Origin of the sequence: Phyllobacterium sp. CCNWLW109, from assembly GCF_037203905.1 — a bacterium.
GTDB lineage: Bacteria > Pseudomonadota > Alphaproteobacteria > Rhizobiales > Rhizobiaceae > Phyllobacterium > Phyllobacterium ifriqiyense.
The window spans coordinates 727,909-748,065 of record NZ_JBBCBK010000004.1 but is presented as its reverse complement, the minus strand read 5'-3'; the positions used below and the strand labels follow the sequence as shown (position 1 = coordinate 748,065).

Here is a 20,157-nt window from a genome sequence, read left to right as displayed (position 1 = left end):
TCTGTACACGGAGCGGACAATCCGCTCGCGCTACAGGAGAGAAAAAATGAAACGAATTATCGCTCTCGCTTTGTCCGGAACCTTTTTGACGGTCTTTGCTCTCGGCGGCGCGTTTGCCCAGACGCAAACACCCGAACAGCCTCCCGTGGCCAAAGAAGCGACTAAAACTCCGGGCCATGAGCATAAGAGAAATGCCCGGCTCGATGCGAACGACGACGGCGCCTTGGATCAGGCAGAATTTACCAATATTGATCGCCTGAAGGAAGCAGACACCGATAAGGACGGCACCCTTTCCAAACAGGAAATTGAAGCCATGGCGATGAAACGTCTGGTTGAGCGGCAAGCTCAGCGCATGACCAAGCGCCTTGATGTAAATGGCGACGGCGTGGTTACGATTGCCGAAGTCGAAAAGCAGAAGGCCAAACGCTTCGCCCTCATGGATCGCAATGAAGACGGGAAAATTGACAAAAGCGAAATGCGCCATGGCCACAAGAAGCACCATGGCCAAAGACATCATGACAAGAACATGCCTTCGAAAGGTTGATAAGCTCAGCACAAACGTAACGGTCGCTCATTGAGCGACCGTTTTGCTTTTTTTTCATACGTGCTGAGGCGGCTCGCGTACTTCGTCCGGATTGGGCAAAGGCAACTCATCCGGCAATTGCTCCGGCGGTGGCGGTTCTTCTATCGGAATTTCGCCGGGCAGCGGATTCGGTAGCGGCGGTGTTTCATCCGGACGCGGACCAGGCACCGGATCAACAGGCCGGTTCGTATCCGGACCCGGATCAGGAATTTGCGATGGATCACCCAAAGCGATTCTCCTTGCGAAAAATACAGTCGGTTTCTGGTTTACCTGTCGTCCGAAGCCTCTTCTTCGAACATGACCGCAACATCGGAATTTGCGGAAAGACGTACCTTGTCGCCTTCGACCTCCGCTACGAGTGCTGTTGAAATATAGTGATGATGGCCTTTATGGGAGCCCTCACCGCTGTCTTTCTTGGTCAGTTTAATGCGGCCACCCTCTACGCGGTCCACCGTTCCAACGTGAATCCCATCGGCACCGATGACTTCCATGTGTTCTTTGATACTTGTTGTCATGATTTACTCCTGGCGTGATAGATCACTAACGCGCGACGCGCAGTTTGGATGCATTGTCACGGCAAAGTCTTTCACCATAAAAATTTAGCGATTAAGCTCGAATGACAACGGCAGGAAACGCGCGCGACATGGCAAATGAGATTTTAACTCCCGCCGAAATGGCCCACGCCGATCAATCGACGATCAAGGCCGGTATTCATGACGGCTATCACCTGATGCTCAATGCCGGCAACGCTGTTGCACGCCATCTCCTGCGCCATCATGGCGATGCCAGCGCGTTTCATATTCTTTGCGGGCCGGGCAACAATGGCGGTGACGGCTATGTCGTGGCCAGCATTCTCGGCGCGAGCGGTGCCTCGGTAAACCTTTGGACGCATGGCGAGCCAAAGAACGGAACCGATGCCGCGCAAGCTGCGAAGCATTGTCCGATCAAAGTGCAGGACATTGCCGATTTCAAATCCGCACCTTCTGGCGTGATTGTCGATGCCCTCTTCGGCGCGGGCCTCAATCGCGCGGTGAGCGGCTCGGCCGCCACTGCCATCAGCACTGCAAACGGCTCCACCTGCCATCGCGTTGCCATCGACATACCCTCAGGGTTGGACGGGTTGACCGGTCAGGTTCTTGGTACGGCTTTTCAGGCAGACACGACGATCACGTTCTTCCGCAAGAAACCCGCCCATCTGCTTTATCCCGGACGCACTCTGTGTGGAGAAGTTATTGTCGCTGATATCGGTATCGCCGATAATGTTTTGACCGCCATCAGGCCTCAGTGTTTTGAAAACACGCCCGCCTTATGGAAAGCGCGGCTGCCGGTTCTGGAAGAAAACACCCATAAATATGCCCGTGGACATGTCGCCGTTTTTTCCGGCAATGCCACGTCGACAGGCGCCGCGCGTTTGTCGGCCTTGGCAGCGGCACGCAGTGGAGCTGGTGCTGTCACATTGCTCGCACCAGAAGAAGCGCTTGCGGCCAATGCCGCGCACCTCACATCGATTATGCTGCATAAATGCGAGAACCGGCGCGATCTCGCAACTTTCACGGAAACCCGCAAAGTTGCGGCGTTTGTACTCGGGCCAGCTTTCGGTGTAGGGCGGAAAGCCCGGGAATTTGCACTGGCTCTTCTCAGCGAAACCAAGGCCGGTGTCGTCTTCGATGCAGACGTGATCACATCGTTCAAGGATGAGCGCGAAACACTGTTTAATGCTGCAGCTGGACCCGGTGCCATCAGACTGGTGCTGACACCGCACGAAGGCGAGTTCAAGCGCCTCTTTCCAGAGCTAACGGAAACCAGCATGCCGTCCAAGGTCGAGCGTGCCCGTGCTGCGGCAAAGCTCGCTTGTGCAATCGTCATATATAAGGGAGCCGACACAATTATTGCATCGCCTGACGGTCGTGCTGCAATCAACACAAATGGCACGCCGCTTTTGGCGACGGCAGGCTCAGGCGATGTGCTTGCTGGCCTGACTGCGGGCTTGATGGCGCAAGGCATGCCAGCCTTTGAGGCAGCCTGTGCCGCAGTCTTCATTCATGGTGCGGCCGCCCATCATCTCGGCTTTGGCCTTATCGCCGAGGATCTCCCGGCTGCCGCGGGGAAAATTATCGGCAAGTTGCTCGCAAACCCGACCACTTTCTGATTTCCATTAACCCTGTCTTTACCTTGATCGTCCACCTTGGTCTCAAGCGCGATTTGTACTGCGTACGCGCTCAAGTTTCTTGGAGAATGTCATTATTCTGTCGCAATGAGAGGGTAATGGTTATGTATAGCGAATAGCTTATTTCCATTTTTGACCACGGATGTACTGGCACTGATGTTGAGATAAGTTTAGGAAGGTCGGGTAGCTCCCGGCCTTTTGCTTTTTCAAGGCTCCCACTGCTCAATAGGTTACAGTAATAACCACCGTATCTGTATAAGTCCCCGGTGATGGCGTGTTCTGTGGTGGAACCGTTGCATAAACGGGGATGTTTTGTGCCAAGCCATTTCCGGTACCGGCGACCGTATTGGTAGGAATAGTCTCACCCCACGGCAAAAGTCGGTTTACATCGCGATAAAGCCCGTAAGTTACATATTCTGTCCCCACGCCCTTCCTCATGCGCCGCGCGGTCGGAGCAGTGCCATTCAAACCATTTCCTAGAGAGACGGAGTAAGGCGTTGTTGCTGAACAGGTTACGTTCACTGCGCCGGTTGCATCAACGTTCGAGCTCAAAATACCCCGTGAGCCAAAATTGACATTAGTGGCAGAGACCAGGCAATCCTTGGCAACATTCAGGCTGGCGGTAAAGCTTGTCGCTGCAGTTGTTCCTGCACCACTTCCGCATCCGTTGCCATCATCAAACCGATATCGGAATGGCGTTTGCGCCCCGGAAAACACAGAACTGTAAGCGCCGGGTGGTGTTGTCGTCTGGTTGGGCAATATTCGTCCATAGATCGTCGTCGTAGTGGTGCCAGTGCCCAAGATCGGAAAAATACCGACCAGGATGGCAGGCGGTCTGGTGGCGAATGCCCAATTATACGAACCCCAAACAACTTGTCGCGCTGAGTCCTGATAGAGCTGGAACTGCAATGCAGTTGGCCCTGTCATTGTGCGGGCACCGGAAGCAACCGTGCCACCCGTTCCGGCATTAATATTTGGGCAGACCAAAACTTCTCGAAACAAACCCAGCACGGCCGTACAGGTTGATGTGAGGGTTGCAGTGGCATCGATCGCACCGCCTTGCAAAGGCGATCCGGAAAATGTCATGGCCGTGGTGGTGAATGTACAGGACTGCGCCAGTGCGGAAGCCGGAGCCAGTCCCAAGCCGAAGACAAATAGCATTCTCAAAACGAAAATCTTCATTGGCACACCACATTCTTTATTTTGACCTGTGTCCCGCGCGCAGCTTGATAGGCAAATCTGGCAGTGCAGGTGCTGCCGTCGGCGAGTTCGACGGAAACGCTGTTTTTCGCTTCCAGACCTGAAATATAGGCCTCGCCATCATAGCCGACGACGAATTCCTCTCCCGAATCGCCGACCCGCCCGCTCAATCCGGCATCCAGCGGCTTGCCAGCTGCGTCCATCAGGCTGACAAGCGCTGAGGCCGTGGTCTGCGCCACATTGAAGTTCACCACAACGCCGCTGCGATCGGCGGGAACCACAATATCGCGCGTTGAGCCTATACTGGCATCGACGGGCAAATTCGCAGGATCAATAGCAAGCGTGTTGGGCTCATAAGCCCGAAGGTCAGGCACCAATATTCTGCCCCGTCCATTGGTACGGCCGACCGGGCGATTCTCATAGCTGACATCGACGCCGGGCGCGCCCGCATCGACCACCGCAAAAGCATCATCAATGCGGTTAGTGGCAAATACGCCGCCACCGGCAACTGCAATCGCGCCTTCGATCTGAGCCGTGGCGCGCACATTGTCATCATATTGCTGTACGCTGCCTTCAACGCGAGCATGCCTGCCACGATAGCTGGCAGAGGCATAGCGATCTGGTGTTTCGCCCTCTCTCGTGCGCAAACGCCAGCCATAACCGCCTTCCACGCGCTGCTCCGACTTGGCAATCTCGGCAAATCCTGATGGGCCATCATTTGTTTGTTCGTAGCCGGTCGAAACGGAGATATTATTGTCAAACGGAATGGTCAGCCCGGCGAAAATACCGAAACTGCCGCTATCCTCCAGATCAGTGAAAGCAGTGGCAAAAAACGAGCTGCTCTTGAAGAGCTGCTGGTTGTAGGAGGCACTGACAATAGTACTCTTATCTCGGGATTCCAGCGTTTGCTGTGTATAGGAAAAGTTCATACTGCTGCCTTCAAACGGTCCAGGCATTGAAAGCGTGGCTTGCACCAGTGATTTCGGCACCCGTGTGCTGATAGCAGGCAGTCCGGAAACGCCGTAAATATAATTGAACTGGTCGCTCGCCGTCACCGAAGCAATATCGTCGTAGTTTCCGAATGTGTGCTGGACGCGGCCATAGATCGTGTACCTGTTCTTATAGGTCATTTCGATTGAGCCGTTGAGCAACAATCCCGTATCGCGGTCATGGTGGCTGCCGGCAGCTGCCAATGAGGTGACACCATATGCACCCAGCGGAAACGCAACGCCTAGTCCGCCATTCACCAGATCGGCGCCCCCTTCAAGATGGCCTTCCAACGTCAGCCAGTTGGTCAAGCCGTAACGCGTGGTAAGAGCGCCCATGACATCATCATCGTAATCGTTCGATTCCGTGCCAAAGTTACGCCGTGCCACGCCCACATCGGCTGAAAAATCCCATAATCCTTTGCGGAGCAGCGAGCTCGACGAATAGAATGGTACGGTTGTACGTGTCTCTCGCCCCAAGGTGTCCCGCAACACAATCTGCGCCTCGCCTTGTCCGGAAAAGACCGGGAAATTGGTGACCTCAAAAGGACCGGAAGCCACGTCGCCACTATAGGTTCGAACGTTCTGCGTATAGACTTCCAATGTGGAAGGCACCGCGGCGGTTCCTGAAAGTACCGGCACCGGCAGCGTTACCAAATCTGAGCGCAGGGTAAAATTACGCTGAATCTGCATGCCGCCAAGGAAAACGGGGCGTGTCCATGGCAATCCGCCGGAAATAAAGTCACCCGCACGGTAAGTAATGAGCCGTTCAGGATCAGAAAAGCTCCACGTGGTGTTTAACCGCCGAACTCCTTCCAGTTCTCCTTGCGATAAGTTTGCTGTGAATGACTGGCTCAGCGTCCCATAGGGACTGAAGAACCGAGCATCAAACCCGCCTGACACGCCTTGAAACGGTTTTACATTGCTCGACATCAAATCATCTGTGCTGGCAAACAGAGAATAATTCAGAACAGCGCCATAGCCCGATTGAGGTTTGGGGGTGTCCCTTTCAGGCCGTGGATTGGCATCGATAATTTTGGCGGATCGCGCTCCATTGTCAGTGTAGATATAGAGGCGCTGTGTTTCGACCTCGACACGAAATTCGACATTGGCGAGATGATTGATTCGAATTGATCCATCCTGATCCCGCGCATTGTCCATCGGCTTCAGACCAACCTCCCGTAATTCCTCGGGTTGTGCTGACAAATCACCATCGGGCAATTGTCTGAAGCTACCGATCAACCCCGTCGGTTCATCATTGATGTAGACTTCAAGATGTAGATCCTGCGCTTCCCCACTCGGGGACACAGACAAGTCAACAGGATCAACTTCTGGTTGTTGAGACTGTCCAATTGATACCATGCACAGACTTATGCAAAGGATGCCGCCGAGTTTAGCGGCCGCTGATCGCAACATCTGCATTGACAGGTCCGGCGTCGCTGAGAGCCTTAAGCGCTACCCGACCGGATGAGATTGATTTGCTTGCGCCAATGGGCCATTGCATGCTGGCGCCGCCAAGGACATATCCAACGAGCCCCCCGCGCGTGCCAAGGACACGTCCGCCTTGTGACAATTGCACTTCGGCCAATCGAAGTCGCGTATCACCCGTATTTCGGGCGGTCAGCATCAGCGATCCTTTTGTTTTTGCAACACCCCATGCGACCTTCGGCGGAGACGCATCCTGGCCTCTGAAGAATACCGGGATCGAATATCGCACCACCAAAGTCACCGTGCCCCCTTGCTTGCGCGATGGGTCGGGCAGTTCATCAACAACAACCCTGTAGCTTTCCTCTGCGGCAACAGGCTGTTTCGAAACGCGGACAACACGAACAGCATAGTCCTTGCCGCCAGTGAGTTTTGTTGAAGGCGGACTGACCACAACATCATTCGTCGGCTCAAGCCGCTCCACGCCATTGGCCTGTGTCCAGCGGAAAATACGTATCTGCACATTTATAGGCCGTTTGGCCTCATTGGTGAGCGTCAATACACCCGCGCTGCCCGGCGCAACCAAATCAATGTTTGTCGGGGAAACACGCAGTGAAGCGGCATGGAGTGGGCCAGAAAAAAGCACACAGAGGCTCATGACGCCAATGCTATAAAGCATGGATCGCACTTTGTTCTCCTTTGTGAAAAGGTCAGTAGGTAACTTCGATCGCGACTGTATCGGTGTATGTTCCGATGGCCGGTGTCGTTTGAGCCGTCACACGGCCATAGACCGTTATGGCTTGGCTCGCACCATTCCCCGTACCTGAAACCAGATCTGCCGGCACGGCATTGCCCCAGAGCGTGGTATAGGCCGCATCCTTATAAAGCGAGTAATTAACGGTTGCTCCGGCTGGGCCCGTCATTTTGCGTGATGCCAATGTAGCACCTGAACCCGCGCCAAGGCCGAGCCCGACTGTATAAGGTGTGCCATTGGTGCATTGAACCGTGAGGACGCTGCTCGAATCAACATTTGCTACGAGAAGACCGTGAGAGCCGAAGTCCAGCGTGCTGGCTGAGACGACACGGCATTCCGCCGTTATCTGAATCTGCACTCCAAGATTGCCGTTCGCCACAGCGGCAACCGCTGGAGCGCTGAACCCAAGCGCAGCAAAAATCGATGCCGCAACGACTTGGTTTACTCGATTCCCAGAACTCATTCATCCTCCTCATGATCGTATTAAAAAATACAACCTGCAGTTTTCACGAACTGATCCCCCGGACCATATTCCATTACAATAATTCTTATACCTTTAATTTTACTTAGCGGAAAGCCAGAATTGATAATATTGGTTATTGATGTTGTTTATCAGGCATTTATTTGCAAATGATATTTTCATAATTTACAGACTGGAGCAAAAAACTTCCGTAAATTTTTAAATACTTACTGCACATATAAAAACCAAATTGCCGTAAATGCTTAACAGAATCATGGCATGTACAGATGTTACTTATCACACGCATATGTATACAATTGACGCTTCCTGTCTAAACTTCATGTATTTTTGTCGTTTTTTGTCTATTTTCAAAGGCCAGATGGTCTACGCTGGAAGCCAATCCTTTTGCCTGGTGCAGCTTGCCCGACACCCATAGTTCTTGTCCTAGGCTGAGAGTTGCCGATCAGAGAAATGCAATCATCCCACGCAAGCTACGATGAGAAAAATCTCTTGAACTATTGTCCTTTGGGGGAAATATTAAGTCAGCGAACGGAAAGTCTGGACCGATGACCAATATTAAAAAGACCCTTTCCACCGATAGTCTAGCCCAATTGAAGTTGCTGACACCGGAAAATGTCGGCGCGGCTTTGAAGGGATTCCCGTTAAAAGTACAGGCTGCACTGCGGGCTGCGGTCCATCTGCCCCGTGGTACATTGACCATAACAACGCCCGACAAGCAGATATTCAAGGTAGGCGGCAAACAGACAGGTCCTGATGCTTCGTTGGTTCTGCACAATTGGAACCTGCCCCGCCGCGCTCTATCCAGCGGAACAATTGGGGTTGCCGAATCCTATATGGACGGCGATTGGGACAGTCCTGATGTCACCACTTTTCTTGAACTTTTTGTTGTCAATGAACAGGTTGGCGAAGACATTGCCGGCGGTTCAAGCTGGTTCGTCAATACGGTGCAGCGCTTACGTCACTGGCTAAACGAAAATACCCGAAGCCGTTCGCGCAAGAATATCTCTGCCCATTACGATCTCGGCAACGCCTTCTACCGTGAGTGGCTGGATCCCACCATGACCTATTCATCCGCCTTGTTTGCTGAAGGCGCAAACGATCTGGAAAGCGCCCAAACGGCAAAGTACAGCGCCCTCGCCCGCAATATTGGAATCACCGCTGATTCGCGCGTTTTGGAGATCGGTTGCGGCTGGGGTGGTTTTGCCGAATTTGCCGCCCGCGAAATTGGAGCCAAGATCACCGGTCTAACAATCAGCCGCGAGCAATTCGATTATGCAAGCCAACGCATTCAACGAGCCGGTCTTTCCGAAAAGGTTGATATCCGATTTCAGGATTATCGCGATGAGACCGGCAAGTATGATCACATTGCCTCTATAGAAATGTTTGAGGCGGTCGGCGAAAAATACTGGCCCGTATTCTTTTCAAAGGTCAAGGATTGCTTGAATCCCGGTGGCAGCGCTGGACTTCAGATCATTACCATCAATGACAAATCCTTTGAGCGCTACCGTAAGCGTCCGGATTTTATCCAGCGTTATGTTTTTCCGGGCGGTATGCTGCCAACGCCCACAAAGCTGAAAAGTCTCGGCAAGGACTTTGGCCTCGACATGTACCGCGAAAATATCTTCCCGCAGGATTACGCCCGAACTTTAGCTGAGTGGCGGGAGCGTTTCTGGGGATCATGGGATCGGCTGCGCCATCTCGGCTTTGACGGTCGTTTCAAAAAGCTTTGGGAATTTTACCTGTTCTATTGCGAGGCAGGCTTCCGCTCCGAATATATCGATGTACGCCAGGTCTTCTATAAATCGTGACCGACGAAAATCTAGAGCGTGCGTTTGAGCGTATCTGGAAACTGGCTGATGCCCTGCATTTACCAGAGCTCATAAAAAGCACAACTCACGGCACGCCCTCGTTGAAGGTCAAAACATCATTCATGGGGCGCTTGAAGGATGAATCGAGCTTTGCAATTTATTGTCCGCTGGAGGAAAAGCCTCTCCTTATGGAAAGTGCACCCAGCATCTATTTCGAGACCGACCATTATAAGGGATGGCCATATATACTAATTCACCTTGATGCCATTTCCGACGAAGAGCTCAGCCATCGGATAAAACTGGCTTGGCACACAAAGGCTCCTGCCAAACTCAAAAAGTCGATTACGTCAATTTAAGCCCTCTTGGACCACCACGGTCAGGAACAATGGAATCTTGAGGGAGTTTTAACGAATAATCATCTCCAACACAGAAATTTCCGCGACTTTTGCCGAAAAACCTCCGATTTTTGCCGAAGATTTTCAACCATGGAGAGAAAAATGGTTGTATTGACGCGAGTTACGGGTTCGATGAGATTTCTATCAAGCCCGTCTCCACTCCCAATCCGGTTCGGTCCGCGACTTCACGAAGAGCAAAAGATGAGTTGATTTTGGTGACATGCGGCATGGCTGAGAGCCAAAATTTATGAATACGCTCATAATCCTCAAGGTCTTTCGCAGCAATACGAAGCAGATAATCGTATTCACCTGACATGAGATAGCAAACCAGAACATTCGGACATCGCCGCACTGCAGTCTCGAATTCGCGAAGTTGATTATCCGCCTGTCCAGAAAGCGAAATATTGACGATTACCGTGACGGGATGACCGAGCAATTTGTTGGATAAACGTGCATGATATCCACGAATAACGCCGGACTTTTCCAGTATGTCCAAGCGCCGCGAACAGGCAGATTGCGACAGGCCAATTTTTTCCGCCAACGTCGCATTCGACATGCGTCCGTCTTTCTGCAAATTATCAAGTATAGCGATATCAATCCTGTCCAGCGACATTGTTCGAATAATCCATTACTTATAGCAATTACTACGCAAGAATACGCGAATAACCACCAACCGTCGAGGCCATTTGGCAAGGACATGCGATGGGAGATGTGGTGTTATATTGCTCCCCAATAAGCAAAGCAGAACAATGAGGAGGCATTATGCGCGTTGGTTGCCCTAAGGAAATTAAAAACCATGAATATCGCGTCGGCCTGACTCCGGGTGCCGTACGCGAATATGTTGCCCATGGCCATCAGGTCATAATCCAGTCCGGAGCTGGTACAGGAATTGGCGCAGATGATGGAGCCTATCAGGCCGCCGGTGCCAAAGTAGTAAAGACTGCAGAAGAAGTATTTCAGCAGTCTGACATGATCGTAAAGGTTAAAGAGCCACAGCCATCCGAATGGAGTCAGCTTCGTGAAGGTCAGCTTCTTTATACTTATCTTCACCTTGCTCCCGACCCCGAGCAAACCAAAGGTCTTCTCAGTTCCGGTGTGACGGCTATTGCTTATGAAACTGTGACAGACGAGCGTGGTGGTTTGCCGCTGCTTGCACCTATGTCAGAAGTTGCTGGCCGCCTTGCCATTCAGGCTGGCGCTACTGCTTTGCAGAAAGCAAATGGCGGTCGCGGTATACTTCTCGGCGGTGTTCCCGGCGTTCTGCCCGGCAAAGTTACCATCATTGGCGGAGGTGTTGTCGGCATCAATGCGGCGCAAATGGCTGCTGGACTTGGTGCAGACGTTACAATTCTGGATCGCTCGATTCCCCGCCTGCGTCAGCTCGACGATCTGTTCCGCGGGCGTATCCATACACGCTACTCCACCATCGAAGCCCTTGATGAAGAAGTGTTTTCTGCCGATATCGTCGTTGGCGCCGTTCTCATTCCAGGCGCTGCTGCGCCCAAACTGGTAACCCGCGAAATGCTTTCCGGCATGAAAAAAGGTGCTGTTATCGTTGACGTTGCCATTGATCAGGGCGGCTGCTTTGAAACCTCCCATGCCACTACACATTCCGAGCCAACTTACGAAGTGGATGGCGTCATCCATTATTGCGTCGCCAACATGCCGGGTGCAGTTCCCGTGACTTCTGCCCACGCGCTCAACAATGCGACCCTGCAATATGGACTGCAATTGGCTGATCGTGGCGTCAAGGCTTTGATCGACAACCCGCACCTGCGCAATGGTTTGAACGTGCATAAGGGCCGCATTACAAACAGTGCTGTTGCCGAGGCGCTCGGTCTTGAAATGTTCGAAGCAAAAGCCGTTCTAGCAGCCTGATTTTATTGATTATAATGAAAATCCCGGGTCAGTGACCCGGGATTTTCTCATGCCATTTCTATCCGGCACTGGAAGCAGTTATTTCTCGCCGAGCGCATATGAACATAGGCGACATCGTCCCGTTTCAATAATTCCGCAGCCCGGTCAGCGATCCCGCCAGTTTTGACTACTCCGCCGGTGCCGTAAACAATCCGGTCCTGACAAGAATAGCCGCGAAGGATGAAGTCACTGCTTTTATTGAACATTTCAGGCAGCTGATCTGTCTGCGCATATCGCTCGCATTCATCCGCATGCAGAAATATCGGCCCAGTTTCCGCATAGGGTTGCGGCGAAGGAAACGGCCGATGCGAAAGGATGAGATATTTGTCGCCGGCCCTCACATTATGCAAACAATGCCTGCAAGGCACTCCGTCCCCATCCGATAGGTGGGTTTCAGGCTTTTGGCCATTGGCGTCGGCACCACCGGCTTGATAGTGCCGCGCCATTGTTGTCGTCATTGCAATAAATCGAATTGTGATCATGACTGTCTCCTTTGATGCCAAAGAAAACACATTAGATTAGCGTCAAACCACCCGATTCATGCTCACGGCGGAATATGCAATCAATCCCAGGTTTCGATTTCAGCCTCAGCAAAGCTCACTGGCCTGAACCCCATTTTTTGATACATTTGCAACGCTCGTGGACTATCAAGCGTATTTGTTTCGATAATCACCTTCTGCGGGCTGCTCATCCAAGCTGTAGAGATGGCTTCATTCAGGAAGAACTTCGCAAGTCCAAGCCCTTGAAACTCTGCTACGAGGCCAAAATAGAGAATTTCAGCGACACCCCGCTCCTGATCTAGTACCAGCTCGAAAAACCCCGCAGGGGAACCTTCGACGTATAGAACATGGATATCGACATTGTCTCTATGGATGATTGCAGAAAGCGCTTCGTCATCAAGCTTGCGGTGGACTGACCAATGGTGTGGCTTACCCACTTGTTCATACAAAAATCGATAGAAGGGCAGCGAGATCTTCGTTGCCCGCATAATTGCCAGCTTGTAGCTGGCGGGCGTCGGAATCGCAGCGGTTGGGCGATCCGTCATTTCGAGATGGGTCACGCGTGTCTTGAGCGTAGGCATTATTAAGCTTCGCCGGTGGCTACGAGAGTATCCTTGGCACCGCCCCATTCCGTCCATGACCCGTCATAAAGCACGTTATTCTCGTGCCCTAAAGATTCGAGCGCAAGCGTAATGACAGCAGCGGTAATACCTGAGCCGCAGGTGGTCACGATGGGGCGCGACAGATCAACACCCGCATCATCGAGCACTTGCTTTAACCCATTGATATCTTTTAAGTATCCATTATCGACCAGAACTGATGAGGGAACATTGCGTGCATTTGGCATATGGCCGGATCGCAATCCCGCCCGTGGCTCCGCCTGAACTCCGGTAAAGCGCGCAGCGGCCCGGGCATCGGCTATCTGCCTCGTGCCCTCCTGGACTATCTCGTGCATATCGTCGAAACTTGCGATCTTCGCGGCATCGAAATCTGCCACAAATGCCGACGGCGCTATCTTTGTCACCTCATCGGTAACTGGCCTTCCCGCCTTCTTCCAATTGTCAAAACCACCATCAAGAACGAATACTTTTTTTGCGCCCATGATGCGCAACATCCACCAGACTCTGGGCGACGTAAACACTCCAGGCCCGTCATAGACCACGATGGTGTCATTATTGGTAATGCCCATGCTGCCAATAGCAGCAGCGAAGGTTTCAGGCTTTGGAAATGTGTGCGGCAAGTTGGAGTCAGGATCAGCCATTTTATCATGATCGAAAAAGACAGCGCCCGGAATATGTCCCGCATCATACTCTGCCTTGGGATCACGATTCTGGAACGGAAGATACCAAGAACCGTCGACGATACTCAGGCCAGGTTGTCCCAACCTTTCCTGAAGCCAATCCGGTGACACTACAAAAGCGCTTTTGTCGCTCATCTCATTCTCCTTCGGGCAAAGCGCCAAAACGGATACGAAACCGCCGGTTTTCCTTACCCTTCTTTTCTATTTTTCCAATGTGGATTTGCCCGATTTCGCCGGTCGTTGCGACGTGAGTTCCACCACAAGGTTGGGAATCTATGGCAGCATTTTCACCGATACAAACGAGCCTGATACGCCCCGTTCCCGTGGGTGGACGGACATTTTTCGACTTGATCAGCCCGGGATTTCCAGCGAGTTCCTCGTCGGTGATCCAGCGAGTAAAAATGGGATGATTGGCATTGACCAATTCCATCAATTTTGCAGTCGCACTTTCCTTGGTAACACCTGCGTCAGGCAGGTCAAAATCAACCCGGCTGTCTTCTTCGCTGACGGCCGCGCCGGTGATCGGATACGGGCAAACAACGCTCAGCAGATGACATGCTGCATGCATGCGCATCAATTTGTAACGTCGCTCCCAATCAATGCGAAGCAACAGTTTTTCGCCAATATCCGGCACAGGCTGATCAGAGGCAGGAACATGGATGACTTCTTCTTTTGTCTCACCTGTCACAGTTGCGGCGATAACAATTGTAGAACCATCCGACCGAACGAAAACACCTGTATCGCCAGGTTGCCCACCGGATGTGGCATAAAAATTGGTTTGATCTGTGAGGATGCCTCCCCGGTCGTTAACCGCTATTACCGTGGCGTTGGCCTCTTTCAGATAGGAATCATCGCGAAAAAGGATCGTCGTGTCATAAGCCATTATTCACTCGCAAAGGGTACAGAAATATCGATGTTTCTCTCCATCCACAGCGGTACCGGCAGGTCTTTCGAGCGCAGAAACTCAGGGTTGAAAAGTTTTGATTGATAACGATTGCCGTAGTCGCACAAGATAGTCACGATTGTATGTCCGGGACCGAGATCACGTGCCAAATGAATAGCACCGGCGATATTGATGCCGGATGATCCGCCGAGGCAAAGCCCCTCTTCCGTCACCAGATCAAACACAATTTCCAACGCTTCAGTATCCGGAATTTGATATGAAAAGTCTGGAGTAAAGCCTTCAAGATTGGCGGTTACACGGCCTTGCCCGATGCCTTCAGTAATCGAGCTTCCTTCCGATTTAAATTCTCCGGTCGTATAATAAGAAAATAGGGCTGCTCCGAGGGGATCGGCAATAGCGACTTTCACCGCTTCGTTCTTGGCTTTCAGCCCCATGGCGACGCCGACCAAGGTGCCCCCCGACCCAACAGCGGAAACAAAACCATCTACTTTCCCGTCCGTATCACGCCATATTTCCTGTGCGGTGGTTTCCACATGTGCCTGACGATTTGCAACATTATCGAACTGGTTGGCCCATATTGCACCATTTGGTTCGGTTTTTGCGAGTTGTTCCGCAAGACGGCCAGAAACCTTCACGTAATTGTTGGGATTCTTGTACGGGACCGCGGGCACTTCCACCAGTTCTGCCCCGAGGAGCCGCAGCGCATCCTTCTTTTCCTGGCTCTGCGTCTCTGGGATGACAATAACGGTGCGGTAACCGAGTGCCTTGGCAACCATGGTCAAGCCGATCCCGGTATTGCCCGCGGTGCCCTCGACAATCACGCCGCCCGGACGCAACTGGCCATGTTTTTCCGCATCACGAATGATGTAGAGTGCAGCGCGATCCTTGACCGATTGACCGGGATTTAGAAATTCGGCTTTTCCGTAGATCTCGCAACCGGTGAGATCTGACGCCTTTTTGAGGCGGATTAACGGTGTATTTCCAATTGCTTCGATCACGGATTTATACATTGCCTAGCCCTTCAATATACTGCCCTAAACCTATTTGTCCGGATCACACCGTTCAAGCGCATAATCTCACAATCTGTTGCCATGGGGATAAATCTTTGGGCATAAACAAAAAGGCCCCCGGCATTTAACGCCGAGGGCCTCTCAAAAAATTGAGGTTGCTCAATGTAAGCTCAAATTATGCAGCTTTGGAACCAAAGCCTTTTTTATTCCGGCGGAAAGGACGCTTCTGCGCGGGCGCACCGCCATCATTGCTCCAAATCTTCTCGCCGCGTGGTTCCCGAGGCTTGCCGCCAGCTGGTTGACCACGATGCGGCTTCTTGCTCTTTGCAGGCGCACCACTATTGCCACCTTCGCGGCGTGGCGGGCGTTGATCGCTGTTTGCCGCCCGGGCCGGCAAGCTGGAAAGATCAACCGGCGAATCTGCCATTGGCAAACGCATGCGGGTTACACGCTCCACAGCTTTGAACTTTGAACCTTCTTCAGCCGGATCGTAAAGCGTGATGGCATTGCCGGATGCGCCATTACGACCAGTGCGCCCAATGCGGTGAACATAGCTCTCCGGCTCATCTGGCAGGTCGAAATTGATCACGTGGCTGATACCGACAACATCGATACCGCGTGCTGCAATGTCAGTTGCAACGAGGATGCGGACGGACCCATCCTTAAAGCCATTCAAAGCGCGCTGACGGGCATTCTGAGACTTGTTACCGTGGATAGCTGCAACGTTGTAGCCGTCCTTTTCCAGAATACGGGTAACCGCGTCAGCACCGTGTTTCGTACGTGTAAATACGATAACGGAAGACAGGGTTTCGTCTTTCAGCATGGCCGACAAAACCTGCTTCTTCTGGCGGGTCGGGATCATATGAACAACCTGCTTGATCTCTGCTGCCGTGGTGCCTTGAGGCGCCACTTCAACACGCACAGGATTGCGCAAAAGGCTGGCTGCCAAGGTAGCAACTTCCTGAGGCATGGTCGCAGAAAACAGAGCTGTCTGGCGATCGCGGTGAGTACCTTTGGCGATTTTCTTGACATCATTGATGAAGCCCATGTCAAGCATGCGGTCAGCTTCATCGAGAACAAGCCAGCGGGTTTCGGACAAATCAATGCGGTTGTCGCGCACGAGGTCTGTCAAGCGACCTGGTGTGGCGATCAGAACATCGACACCGGCCTGCATCTTGTTGATCTGGGCAATGCGGGAAACGCCGCCAAGGACAAGAGCCGTTGAAATATGAGCGCCCTTCGCCAATGTACGGAAGGTTTCTTCGATCTGCACGGCAAGCTCACGAGTAGGAGCAAGCACCAAAGCGCGGGCAGTCTTGCCCTTGCGCTTATCACCGATAGTTATGATTTTTTGCAGGATAGGCAAAGCAAAAGCTGCCGTCTTGCCCGAACCGGTCTGGGCAATACCAAGAATATCCTGACCTGCAAGCTGTGCCGGAATAGCCTGTTGCTGGATTGGCTTGGGAGCAATCATTCCAGCTGCGTCCACTGCCTTAAGCAGAATCGCATTGAGGCCCATGGTGGCAAAGCCGTTTGTTTCAGTAGTTTCCAATTTAAACTCTCATCTTGGCCAAGCGTGATACATCGCGAGCCATATAACGCATCGCAGGGCGCAACCTGCATGCAACATTTTCGGATGAACGACGAGACGCGAAAAGCCCCAAAGGGATCAAGCGACTTGCGCAGCCGTGCCCACCGCATCATGCGGATGGGGCTCAGACGCCACAAGTCCTGTTTCGGAAGACCGGATTGCCCGGCCCAAGCGTCTGACCGGCATATGGGCTCTTCCCGCACAAAAAGCAAATGATTTTATTGTGCGACGCAAAACACCGCCTTACTTGGCGAAGCGTTTTGCCCCGAAAACGCATGCAATAACGGCAATTGTAACGACAATCATCTGCCAGCCAACTGTCTCATGCAGCAATGTGGCCGCGATCATCAAACCGAAGAATGGCTGCAATAGCTGAAGCTGTCCGACAGCCGCTATTCCCCCTTGCGCCAAGCCACGATACCAGAAAACGAAACCGATAAGCATTGAGAACAGCGAGACATAGATCAATCCGAACCAAGCCGGTTGACCGATCGTCATCCAATCTTGGGGTAATTGCAACAAGGTAAGAGGCAGCATCACAGGCAAAGATAAGACCAGTGCCCAACAAATCACCTGCCACCCACCCAGTTTGCGCGACAGGTGCGCACCTTCGGCGTAGCCCAAGCCGCAAGCCACGATAGCGGCAAACATCAAAAGGTCGCCGGTCAATGAGGCATCCAGATTTTGTGTGAGAGCAAAACCTGCAACCAATGCACTACCCAAGCACGAGAATATCCAAAACATTGGACGCATGGATTCCCCGCCCCGCAGAACACCGAAAATAGCGGTCGATAGAGGCAGAAGGCCAATAAAAACAATCGAGTGTGCCGACGTAACATGCTGAAGCGCCAGTGCGGTCAATAGCGGAAAGCCGACCACGACACCCATGGCAGTGACGAATAAATGCCCAAGATCGGACCTTGAAGGCCATTTTTCTTTAAACGCGAGCAAAAGCACCAGACCAAGCAAGGCAGCAATGGTTGCCCGCGCTACCGTCAAAAAAATTGGATCAAAATCTGCCACTGCAACACGTGTGGCGGGCAGTGACGCGCTAAAAATGAGAACGCCTACAAAACCATTGATCCAACCGCTCGTTGTCTTATCCATTCAATTCACCTCATCCGTGTCTTGCTCTAGCGCGCTTAAAGATGGATTTTCCAGATACGGTACAGTACAATTTATGCAAACTGTAATGGATAAGTGAGCAGTACAGATGGACAAACAAGGATATGTGGCGTGACGCGAGTCGAGCAAGTTATGCAGGCAATCCGGCAACGTATCGCAGCGCGATTGCTGCCTCCCGGCGCCAAACTTCCATCGATTCGAAGTTTCGCGGAAATCATGGCGACGTCAAAATCGACTGTCGTTGATGCATATGACAGACTGGCAGCCGAGGGGCTCATTCAATCACGGCGTGGATCCGGGTTCTTCGTTGCAGGTCATCTTGCTCCTTTAACTCTTGCCGAAATCGGCCCAAAACTCGACCATGCAATCGATCCGCTTTGGGTCTCAAGAACCTCATTGGATGCCAATGATGGCATGCTAAAACCAGGCTGCGGTTGGTTGCCCGCTTCGTGGATGCCCGAAGATGGCATTCGGCGTGCATTGCGGGCGCTAGCCAGATCGAATAGCTCAACGCTGACCGATTACGCATCTCCGCTTGGTCTGCAACCGCTTCGGCAACTCCTGTCGAGACGGCTGGGCGAGCACGGTATCGAAGTTTCGACCAATCAGATCATGCTGACGGATTCGGGAACCCAAGCAATTGATCTGCTATGCCGATTTCTGATTGAGCCTGGAGATACAGTGATCGTCGACGATCCATGCTATTTTAACTTTCACGCCCTGCTCAAAGCACATCGAGCCAATGTCGTGGGCGTGCCATACACGCCAAATGGGCCTGACATCGAATTGTTTGCACAGGCATTGAAAAGCCATTGCCCCAGGCTTTACATCACTAATTCCGCGCTTCAAAATCCAACAGGAGCAGCGCTATCTCCGCTAACGGCCCACCGGATACTAAAGCTTGCGGAATTGCATAATCTTACAATTGTCGAAGACGATATTTTTGCCGATTTCGAGCATGAGCCTGCTCCGCGACTCGCCGCATTTGATGGACTGAATCAGGTTGTGCACATCGGCAGCTTCTCCAAATCAATCTCAGCATCGCTCCGTTGCGGCTTTATCGCTGCCAGACAAGACTGGATCAACGGATTGATAGATTTGCGGATCGCCACATCATTCGGTGGCAACCGCATGGGAGCAGAGCTCGTGCTTTTTATGCTGAAGGAAGGCGCATATCGCAAGCATATGGATGGTTTGCGTACCCAACTCGCCCGTAGCATGGGAGATACGATCACCCGGTTGAAAGCGCTTGGCATAGTGCCCTGGAATGAGCCGCGCGGTGGCATGTTGCTATGGTGCAGATTGCCGGACGGTATCGACGCAGCAGAAATTGCAAAATATGGCCTTGAAAAAGGCGTGGTATTTGCCCCGGGCAATGTATTTAGCCAGTCGCAGACAGCCAATTCCTACATGCGCTTCAACGTCGCCCAATGCGGGAATTCCAGAATATTCGATGTTCTTTCCGAGGCGATAGCCGTTCAGGCAACTTCAGCTAACGCTTGAAGCTTCAACACTGTGTTCCAATTACGGGCTGTGGCGACCACGCCCAAAGTTCTTTCAATCTTGGGAAACAGACGAGCATTCGATATCCCCTGCGGCGTGTAGTAGTAAAGCACCCGGCCTCGTATCTGAAATTCGTCAGGACCCTCCGCCTTTGATTGCAATGCTTTTATTGCGACCTCATCCGGTTCGCGCTCCATAAGATATGCGTGAAGCTTGGTTGGCTCACAGACTGCGTTGGGAAACGGATTGTCAGCAATGAGTTTCGCCCATTCAGCTGTGCTGGCTATCAAAATGGCTTTTGAAAAATCAAATTCCTTCAAGACAATTGGAGTGATGCGCTTTAGGACTCTTTCCGATGTATCAGACGATTTCAGGACCACATTTCCAGTATTGATGTATGTCCTGACACCTTCAAACCCTTCCTCAGTCAAGGCTATCGCGAGTGGTTTCACCGGCAACAATGTCGCGCCACCCACGCCACGAAAGAGAATGATCCACGTCGTCATAC

General features: G+C 52.2%; 21 protein-coding genes. 6 read left to right on the top strand and 15 right to left on the bottom strand.

What is annotated here, in order from left to right:
* The first annotated feature begins 46 nt into the window (after positions 1–46).
* Positions 47–544, top strand: a complete 498-nt coding sequence (locus V9K92_RS19060; RefSeq protein WP_115052839.1) for a hypothetical protein — start codon at positions 47–49, stop codon at positions 542–544.
* A gap of 54 nt (positions 545–598) precedes the next feature.
* Here the strand turns inward: V9K92_RS19060 and V9K92_RS19055 are convergent, their stop codons facing one another.
* Complete coding sequence (locus V9K92_RS19055; RefSeq protein WP_337354671.1) at positions 599–811, bottom strand: hypothetical protein; 213 nt, start codon at positions 809–811, stop codon at positions 599–601.
* A gap of 38 nt (positions 812–849) precedes the next feature.
* Positions 850–1,098: a DUF2171 domain-containing protein gene (locus tag V9K92_RS19050; RefSeq protein WP_115052837.1), complete on the bottom strand. Its 249-nt coding sequence runs from the start codon at positions 1,096–1,098 to the stop codon at positions 850–852.
* 128 nt (positions 1,099–1,226) lie between these two features.
* On the opposite strand from V9K92_RS19050, the gene V9K92_RS19045 reads away from it, so the two are divergent.
* A complete protein-coding gene (locus V9K92_RS19045; protein WP_337354670.1) occupies positions 1,227–2,732 on the top strand; it encodes an NAD(P)H-hydrate dehydratase in 1,506 nt (501 codons plus the stop codon).
* 240 nt (positions 2,733–2,972) lie between these two features.
* Here V9K92_RS19045 and V9K92_RS19040 read toward each other — a convergent pair whose 3' ends face one another.
* Genes V9K92_RS19040 through V9K92_RS19025 form a run of 4 tightly spaced genes read right to left on the bottom strand, consistent with a single transcriptional unit; the run spans position 2,973 to position 7,578 of the window.
* Positions 2,973–3,932, bottom strand: coding sequence for a Csu type fimbrial protein (locus V9K92_RS19040; RefSeq protein WP_307285501.1), 960 nt, complete (start codon positions 3,930–3,932; stop codon positions 2,973–2,975).
* Positions 3,929–6,358, bottom strand: coding sequence for a fimbria/pilus outer membrane usher protein (locus V9K92_RS19035; RefSeq protein ID WP_443094476.1), 2,430 nt, complete (start codon positions 6,356–6,358; stop codon positions 3,929–3,931). Before V9K92_RS19035 ends, V9K92_RS19040 begins: the two co-directional genes overlap by 4 nt.
* Positions 6,330–7,049 carry a fimbrial biogenesis chaperone gene (locus V9K92_RS19030; RefSeq protein ID WP_115052835.1) on the bottom strand — a complete coding sequence of 240 codons (720 nt, stop codon included), beginning with the start codon at positions 7,047–7,049 and terminating at the stop codon, positions 6,330–6,332. The genes V9K92_RS19035 and V9K92_RS19030 overlap by 29 nt, the downstream gene beginning before the upstream one ends.
* Before the next feature lie 22 nt (positions 7,050–7,071).
* Entirely contained in the window at positions 7,072–7,578 is a 507-nt protein-coding gene (locus tag V9K92_RS19025; RefSeq protein WP_115052834.1) for a Csu type fimbrial protein, read from the bottom strand.
* A 572-nt stretch (positions 7,579–8,150) separates the two neighbouring features.
* On the opposite strand from V9K92_RS19025, the gene V9K92_RS19020 reads away from it, so the two are divergent.
* Both V9K92_RS19020 and V9K92_RS19015 read left to right on the top strand, forming a co-directional pair.
* Positions 8,151–9,404 (top strand): SAM-dependent methyltransferase, encoded by a 1,254-nt coding sequence (locus tag V9K92_RS19020; protein WP_115053282.1) that lies wholly within the window; start codon positions 8,151–8,153, stop codon positions 9,402–9,404.
* Positions 9,401–9,760 (top strand): MmcQ/YjbR family DNA-binding protein, encoded by a 360-nt coding sequence (locus V9K92_RS19015; protein WP_115052833.1) that lies wholly within the window; start codon positions 9,401–9,403, stop codon positions 9,758–9,760. Before V9K92_RS19020 ends, V9K92_RS19015 begins: the two co-directional genes overlap by 4 nt.
* A gap of 160 nt (positions 9,761–9,920) precedes the next feature.
* On the opposite strand, the gene V9K92_RS19010 is transcribed toward V9K92_RS19015, so the two are convergent.
* Positions 9,921–10,412, bottom strand: coding sequence for an Lrp/AsnC family transcriptional regulator (locus V9K92_RS19010; RefSeq protein ID WP_115052832.1), 492 nt, complete (start codon positions 10,410–10,412; stop codon positions 9,921–9,923).
* Between the two features lie 149 nt (positions 10,413–10,561).
* Here V9K92_RS19010 and ald point away from each other — a divergent pair, with 149 nt between their 5' ends.
* Positions 10,562–11,677 carry an alanine dehydrogenase gene (gene ald, locus V9K92_RS19005; protein ID WP_115052831.1) on the top strand — a complete coding sequence of 372 codons (1,116 nt, stop codon included), beginning with the start codon at positions 10,562–10,564 and terminating at the stop codon, positions 11,675–11,677.
* Between the two features lie 47 nt (positions 11,678–11,724).
* On the opposite strand, the gene V9K92_RS19000 is transcribed toward ald, so the two are convergent.
* From V9K92_RS19000 to V9K92_RS18970, 7 genes are all read right to left on the bottom strand, one after another.
* Positions 11,725–12,195 carry a DUF1203 domain-containing protein gene (locus V9K92_RS19000; RefSeq protein ID WP_337354796.1) on the bottom strand — a complete coding sequence of 157 codons (471 nt, stop codon included), beginning with the start codon at positions 12,193–12,195 and terminating at the stop codon, positions 11,725–11,727.
* A gap of 83 nt (positions 12,196–12,278) precedes the next feature.
* Positions 12,279–12,797, bottom strand: a complete 519-nt coding sequence (locus V9K92_RS18995) for a GNAT family N-acetyltransferase (protein ID WP_337354669.1) — start codon at positions 12,795–12,797, stop codon at positions 12,279–12,281.
* A 2-nt stretch (positions 12,798–12,799) separates the two neighbouring features.
* Positions 12,800–13,651 carry a 3-mercaptopyruvate sulfurtransferase gene (sseA, locus tag V9K92_RS18990; RefSeq protein WP_337354668.1) on the bottom strand — a complete coding sequence of 284 codons (852 nt, stop codon included), beginning with the start codon at positions 13,649–13,651 and terminating at the stop codon, positions 12,800–12,802.
* Position 13,652: 1 nt separating this feature from the next.
* A complete protein-coding gene (locus V9K92_RS18985) occupies positions 13,653–14,399 on the bottom strand; it encodes an alanine--tRNA ligase-related protein (protein WP_115052827.1) in 747 nt (248 codons plus the stop codon).
* Positions 14,399–15,430 (bottom strand): cysteine synthase A, encoded by a 1,032-nt coding sequence (locus tag V9K92_RS18980; protein WP_337354667.1) that lies wholly within the window; start codon positions 15,428–15,430, stop codon positions 14,399–14,401. Before V9K92_RS18980 ends, V9K92_RS18985 begins: the two co-directional genes overlap by 1 nt.
* A gap of 175 nt (positions 15,431–15,605) precedes the next feature.
* Positions 15,606–16,949, bottom strand: coding sequence for a DEAD/DEAH box helicase (locus V9K92_RS18975; protein ID WP_115053281.1), 1,344 nt, complete (start codon positions 16,947–16,949; stop codon positions 15,606–15,608).
* A 315-nt stretch (positions 16,950–17,264) separates the two neighbouring features.
* A complete protein-coding gene (locus V9K92_RS18970; RefSeq protein WP_337354666.1) occupies positions 17,265–18,128 on the bottom strand; it encodes a DMT family transporter in 864 nt (287 codons plus the stop codon).
* Between the two features lie 150 nt (positions 18,129–18,278).
* Between V9K92_RS18970 and V9K92_RS18965 the strand changes: the two genes are divergently transcribed.
* On the top strand, positions 18,279–19,649 hold the full coding sequence (locus V9K92_RS18965; protein WP_337354795.1) for an aminotransferase-like domain-containing protein: 1,371 nt from the start codon (positions 18,279–18,281) through the stop codon (positions 19,647–19,649).
* Here V9K92_RS18965 and V9K92_RS18960 read toward each other — a convergent pair.
* Positions 19,625–20,155, bottom strand: a complete 531-nt coding sequence (locus V9K92_RS18960) for a DUF1697 domain-containing protein (RefSeq protein ID WP_115052823.1) — start codon at positions 20,153–20,155, stop codon at positions 19,625–19,627. The two genes, V9K92_RS18965 and V9K92_RS18960, sit on opposite strands and share 25 nt — an antisense overlap.
* Between the last annotated feature and the right edge of the window lie 2 nt (positions 20,156–20,157).

What these genes read in the sequence shown, in the direction of transcription:
- V9K92_RS19045 (WP_337354670.1), top strand. Translation starts at nt 1,227, where the DNA reads ATGGCAAATGAGATTTTAACTCCCGCCGAAATGGCCCACGCCGATCAA.
- V9K92_RS19010 (WP_115052832.1), bottom strand. Translation starts at nt 10,412, where the DNA reads ATGTCGCTGGACAGGATTGATATCGCTATACTTGATAATTTGCAGAAA.
- ald (WP_115052831.1), top strand. Translation starts at nt 10,562, where the DNA reads ATGCGCGTTGGTTGCCCTAAGGAAATTAAAAACCATGAATATCGCGTC.
- V9K92_RS18975 (WP_115053281.1), bottom strand. Translation starts at nt 16,949, where the DNA reads ATGGGCCTCAATGCGATTCTGCTTAAGGCAGTGGACGCAGCTGGAATG.
- V9K92_RS19060 (WP_115052839.1), top strand. Translation starts at nt 47, where the DNA reads ATGAAACGAATTATCGCTCTCGCTTTGTCCGGAACCTTTTTGACGGTC.
- V9K92_RS19035 (WP_443094476.1), bottom strand. Translation starts at nt 6,358, where the DNA reads ATGCAGATGTTGCGATCAGCGGCCGCTAAACTCGGCGGCATCCTTTGC.
- V9K92_RS18980 (WP_337354667.1), bottom strand. Translation starts at nt 15,430, where the DNA reads ATGTATAAATCCGTGATCGAAGCAATTGGAAATACACCGTTAATCCGC.
- V9K92_RS18985 (WP_115052827.1), bottom strand. Translation starts at nt 14,399, where the DNA reads ATGGCTTATGACACGACGATCCTTTTTCGCGATGATTCCTATCTGAAA.
- V9K92_RS19040 (WP_307285501.1), bottom strand. Translation starts at nt 3,932, where the DNA reads ATGAAGATTTTCGTTTTGAGAATGCTATTTGTCTTCGGCTTGGGACTG.
- V9K92_RS18965 (WP_337354795.1), top strand. Translation starts at nt 18,279, where the DNA reads ATGCAGGCAATCCGGCAACGTATCGCAGCGCGATTGCTGCCTCCCGGC.
- V9K92_RS19050 (WP_115052837.1), bottom strand. Translation starts at nt 1,098, where the DNA reads ATGACAACAAGTATCAAAGAACACATGGAAGTCATCGGTGCCGATGGG.
- V9K92_RS19025 (WP_115052834.1), bottom strand. Translation starts at nt 7,578, where the DNA reads ATGAGTTCTGGGAATCGAGTAAACCAAGTCGTTGCGGCATCGATTTTT.
- sseA (WP_337354668.1), bottom strand. Translation starts at nt 13,651, where the DNA reads ATGAGCGACAAAAGCGCTTTTGTAGTGTCACCGGATTGGCTTCAGGAA.
- V9K92_RS18970 (WP_337354666.1), bottom strand. Translation starts at nt 18,128, where the DNA reads ATGGATAAGACAACGAGCGGTTGGATCAATGGTTTTGTAGGCGTTCTC.
- V9K92_RS18960 (WP_115052823.1), bottom strand. Translation starts at nt 20,155, where the DNA reads ATGACGACGTGGATCATTCTCTTTCGTGGCGTGGGTGGCGCGACATTG.
- V9K92_RS18995 (WP_337354669.1), bottom strand. Translation starts at nt 12,797, where the DNA reads ATGCCTACGCTCAAGACACGCGTGACCCATCTCGAAATGACGGATCGC.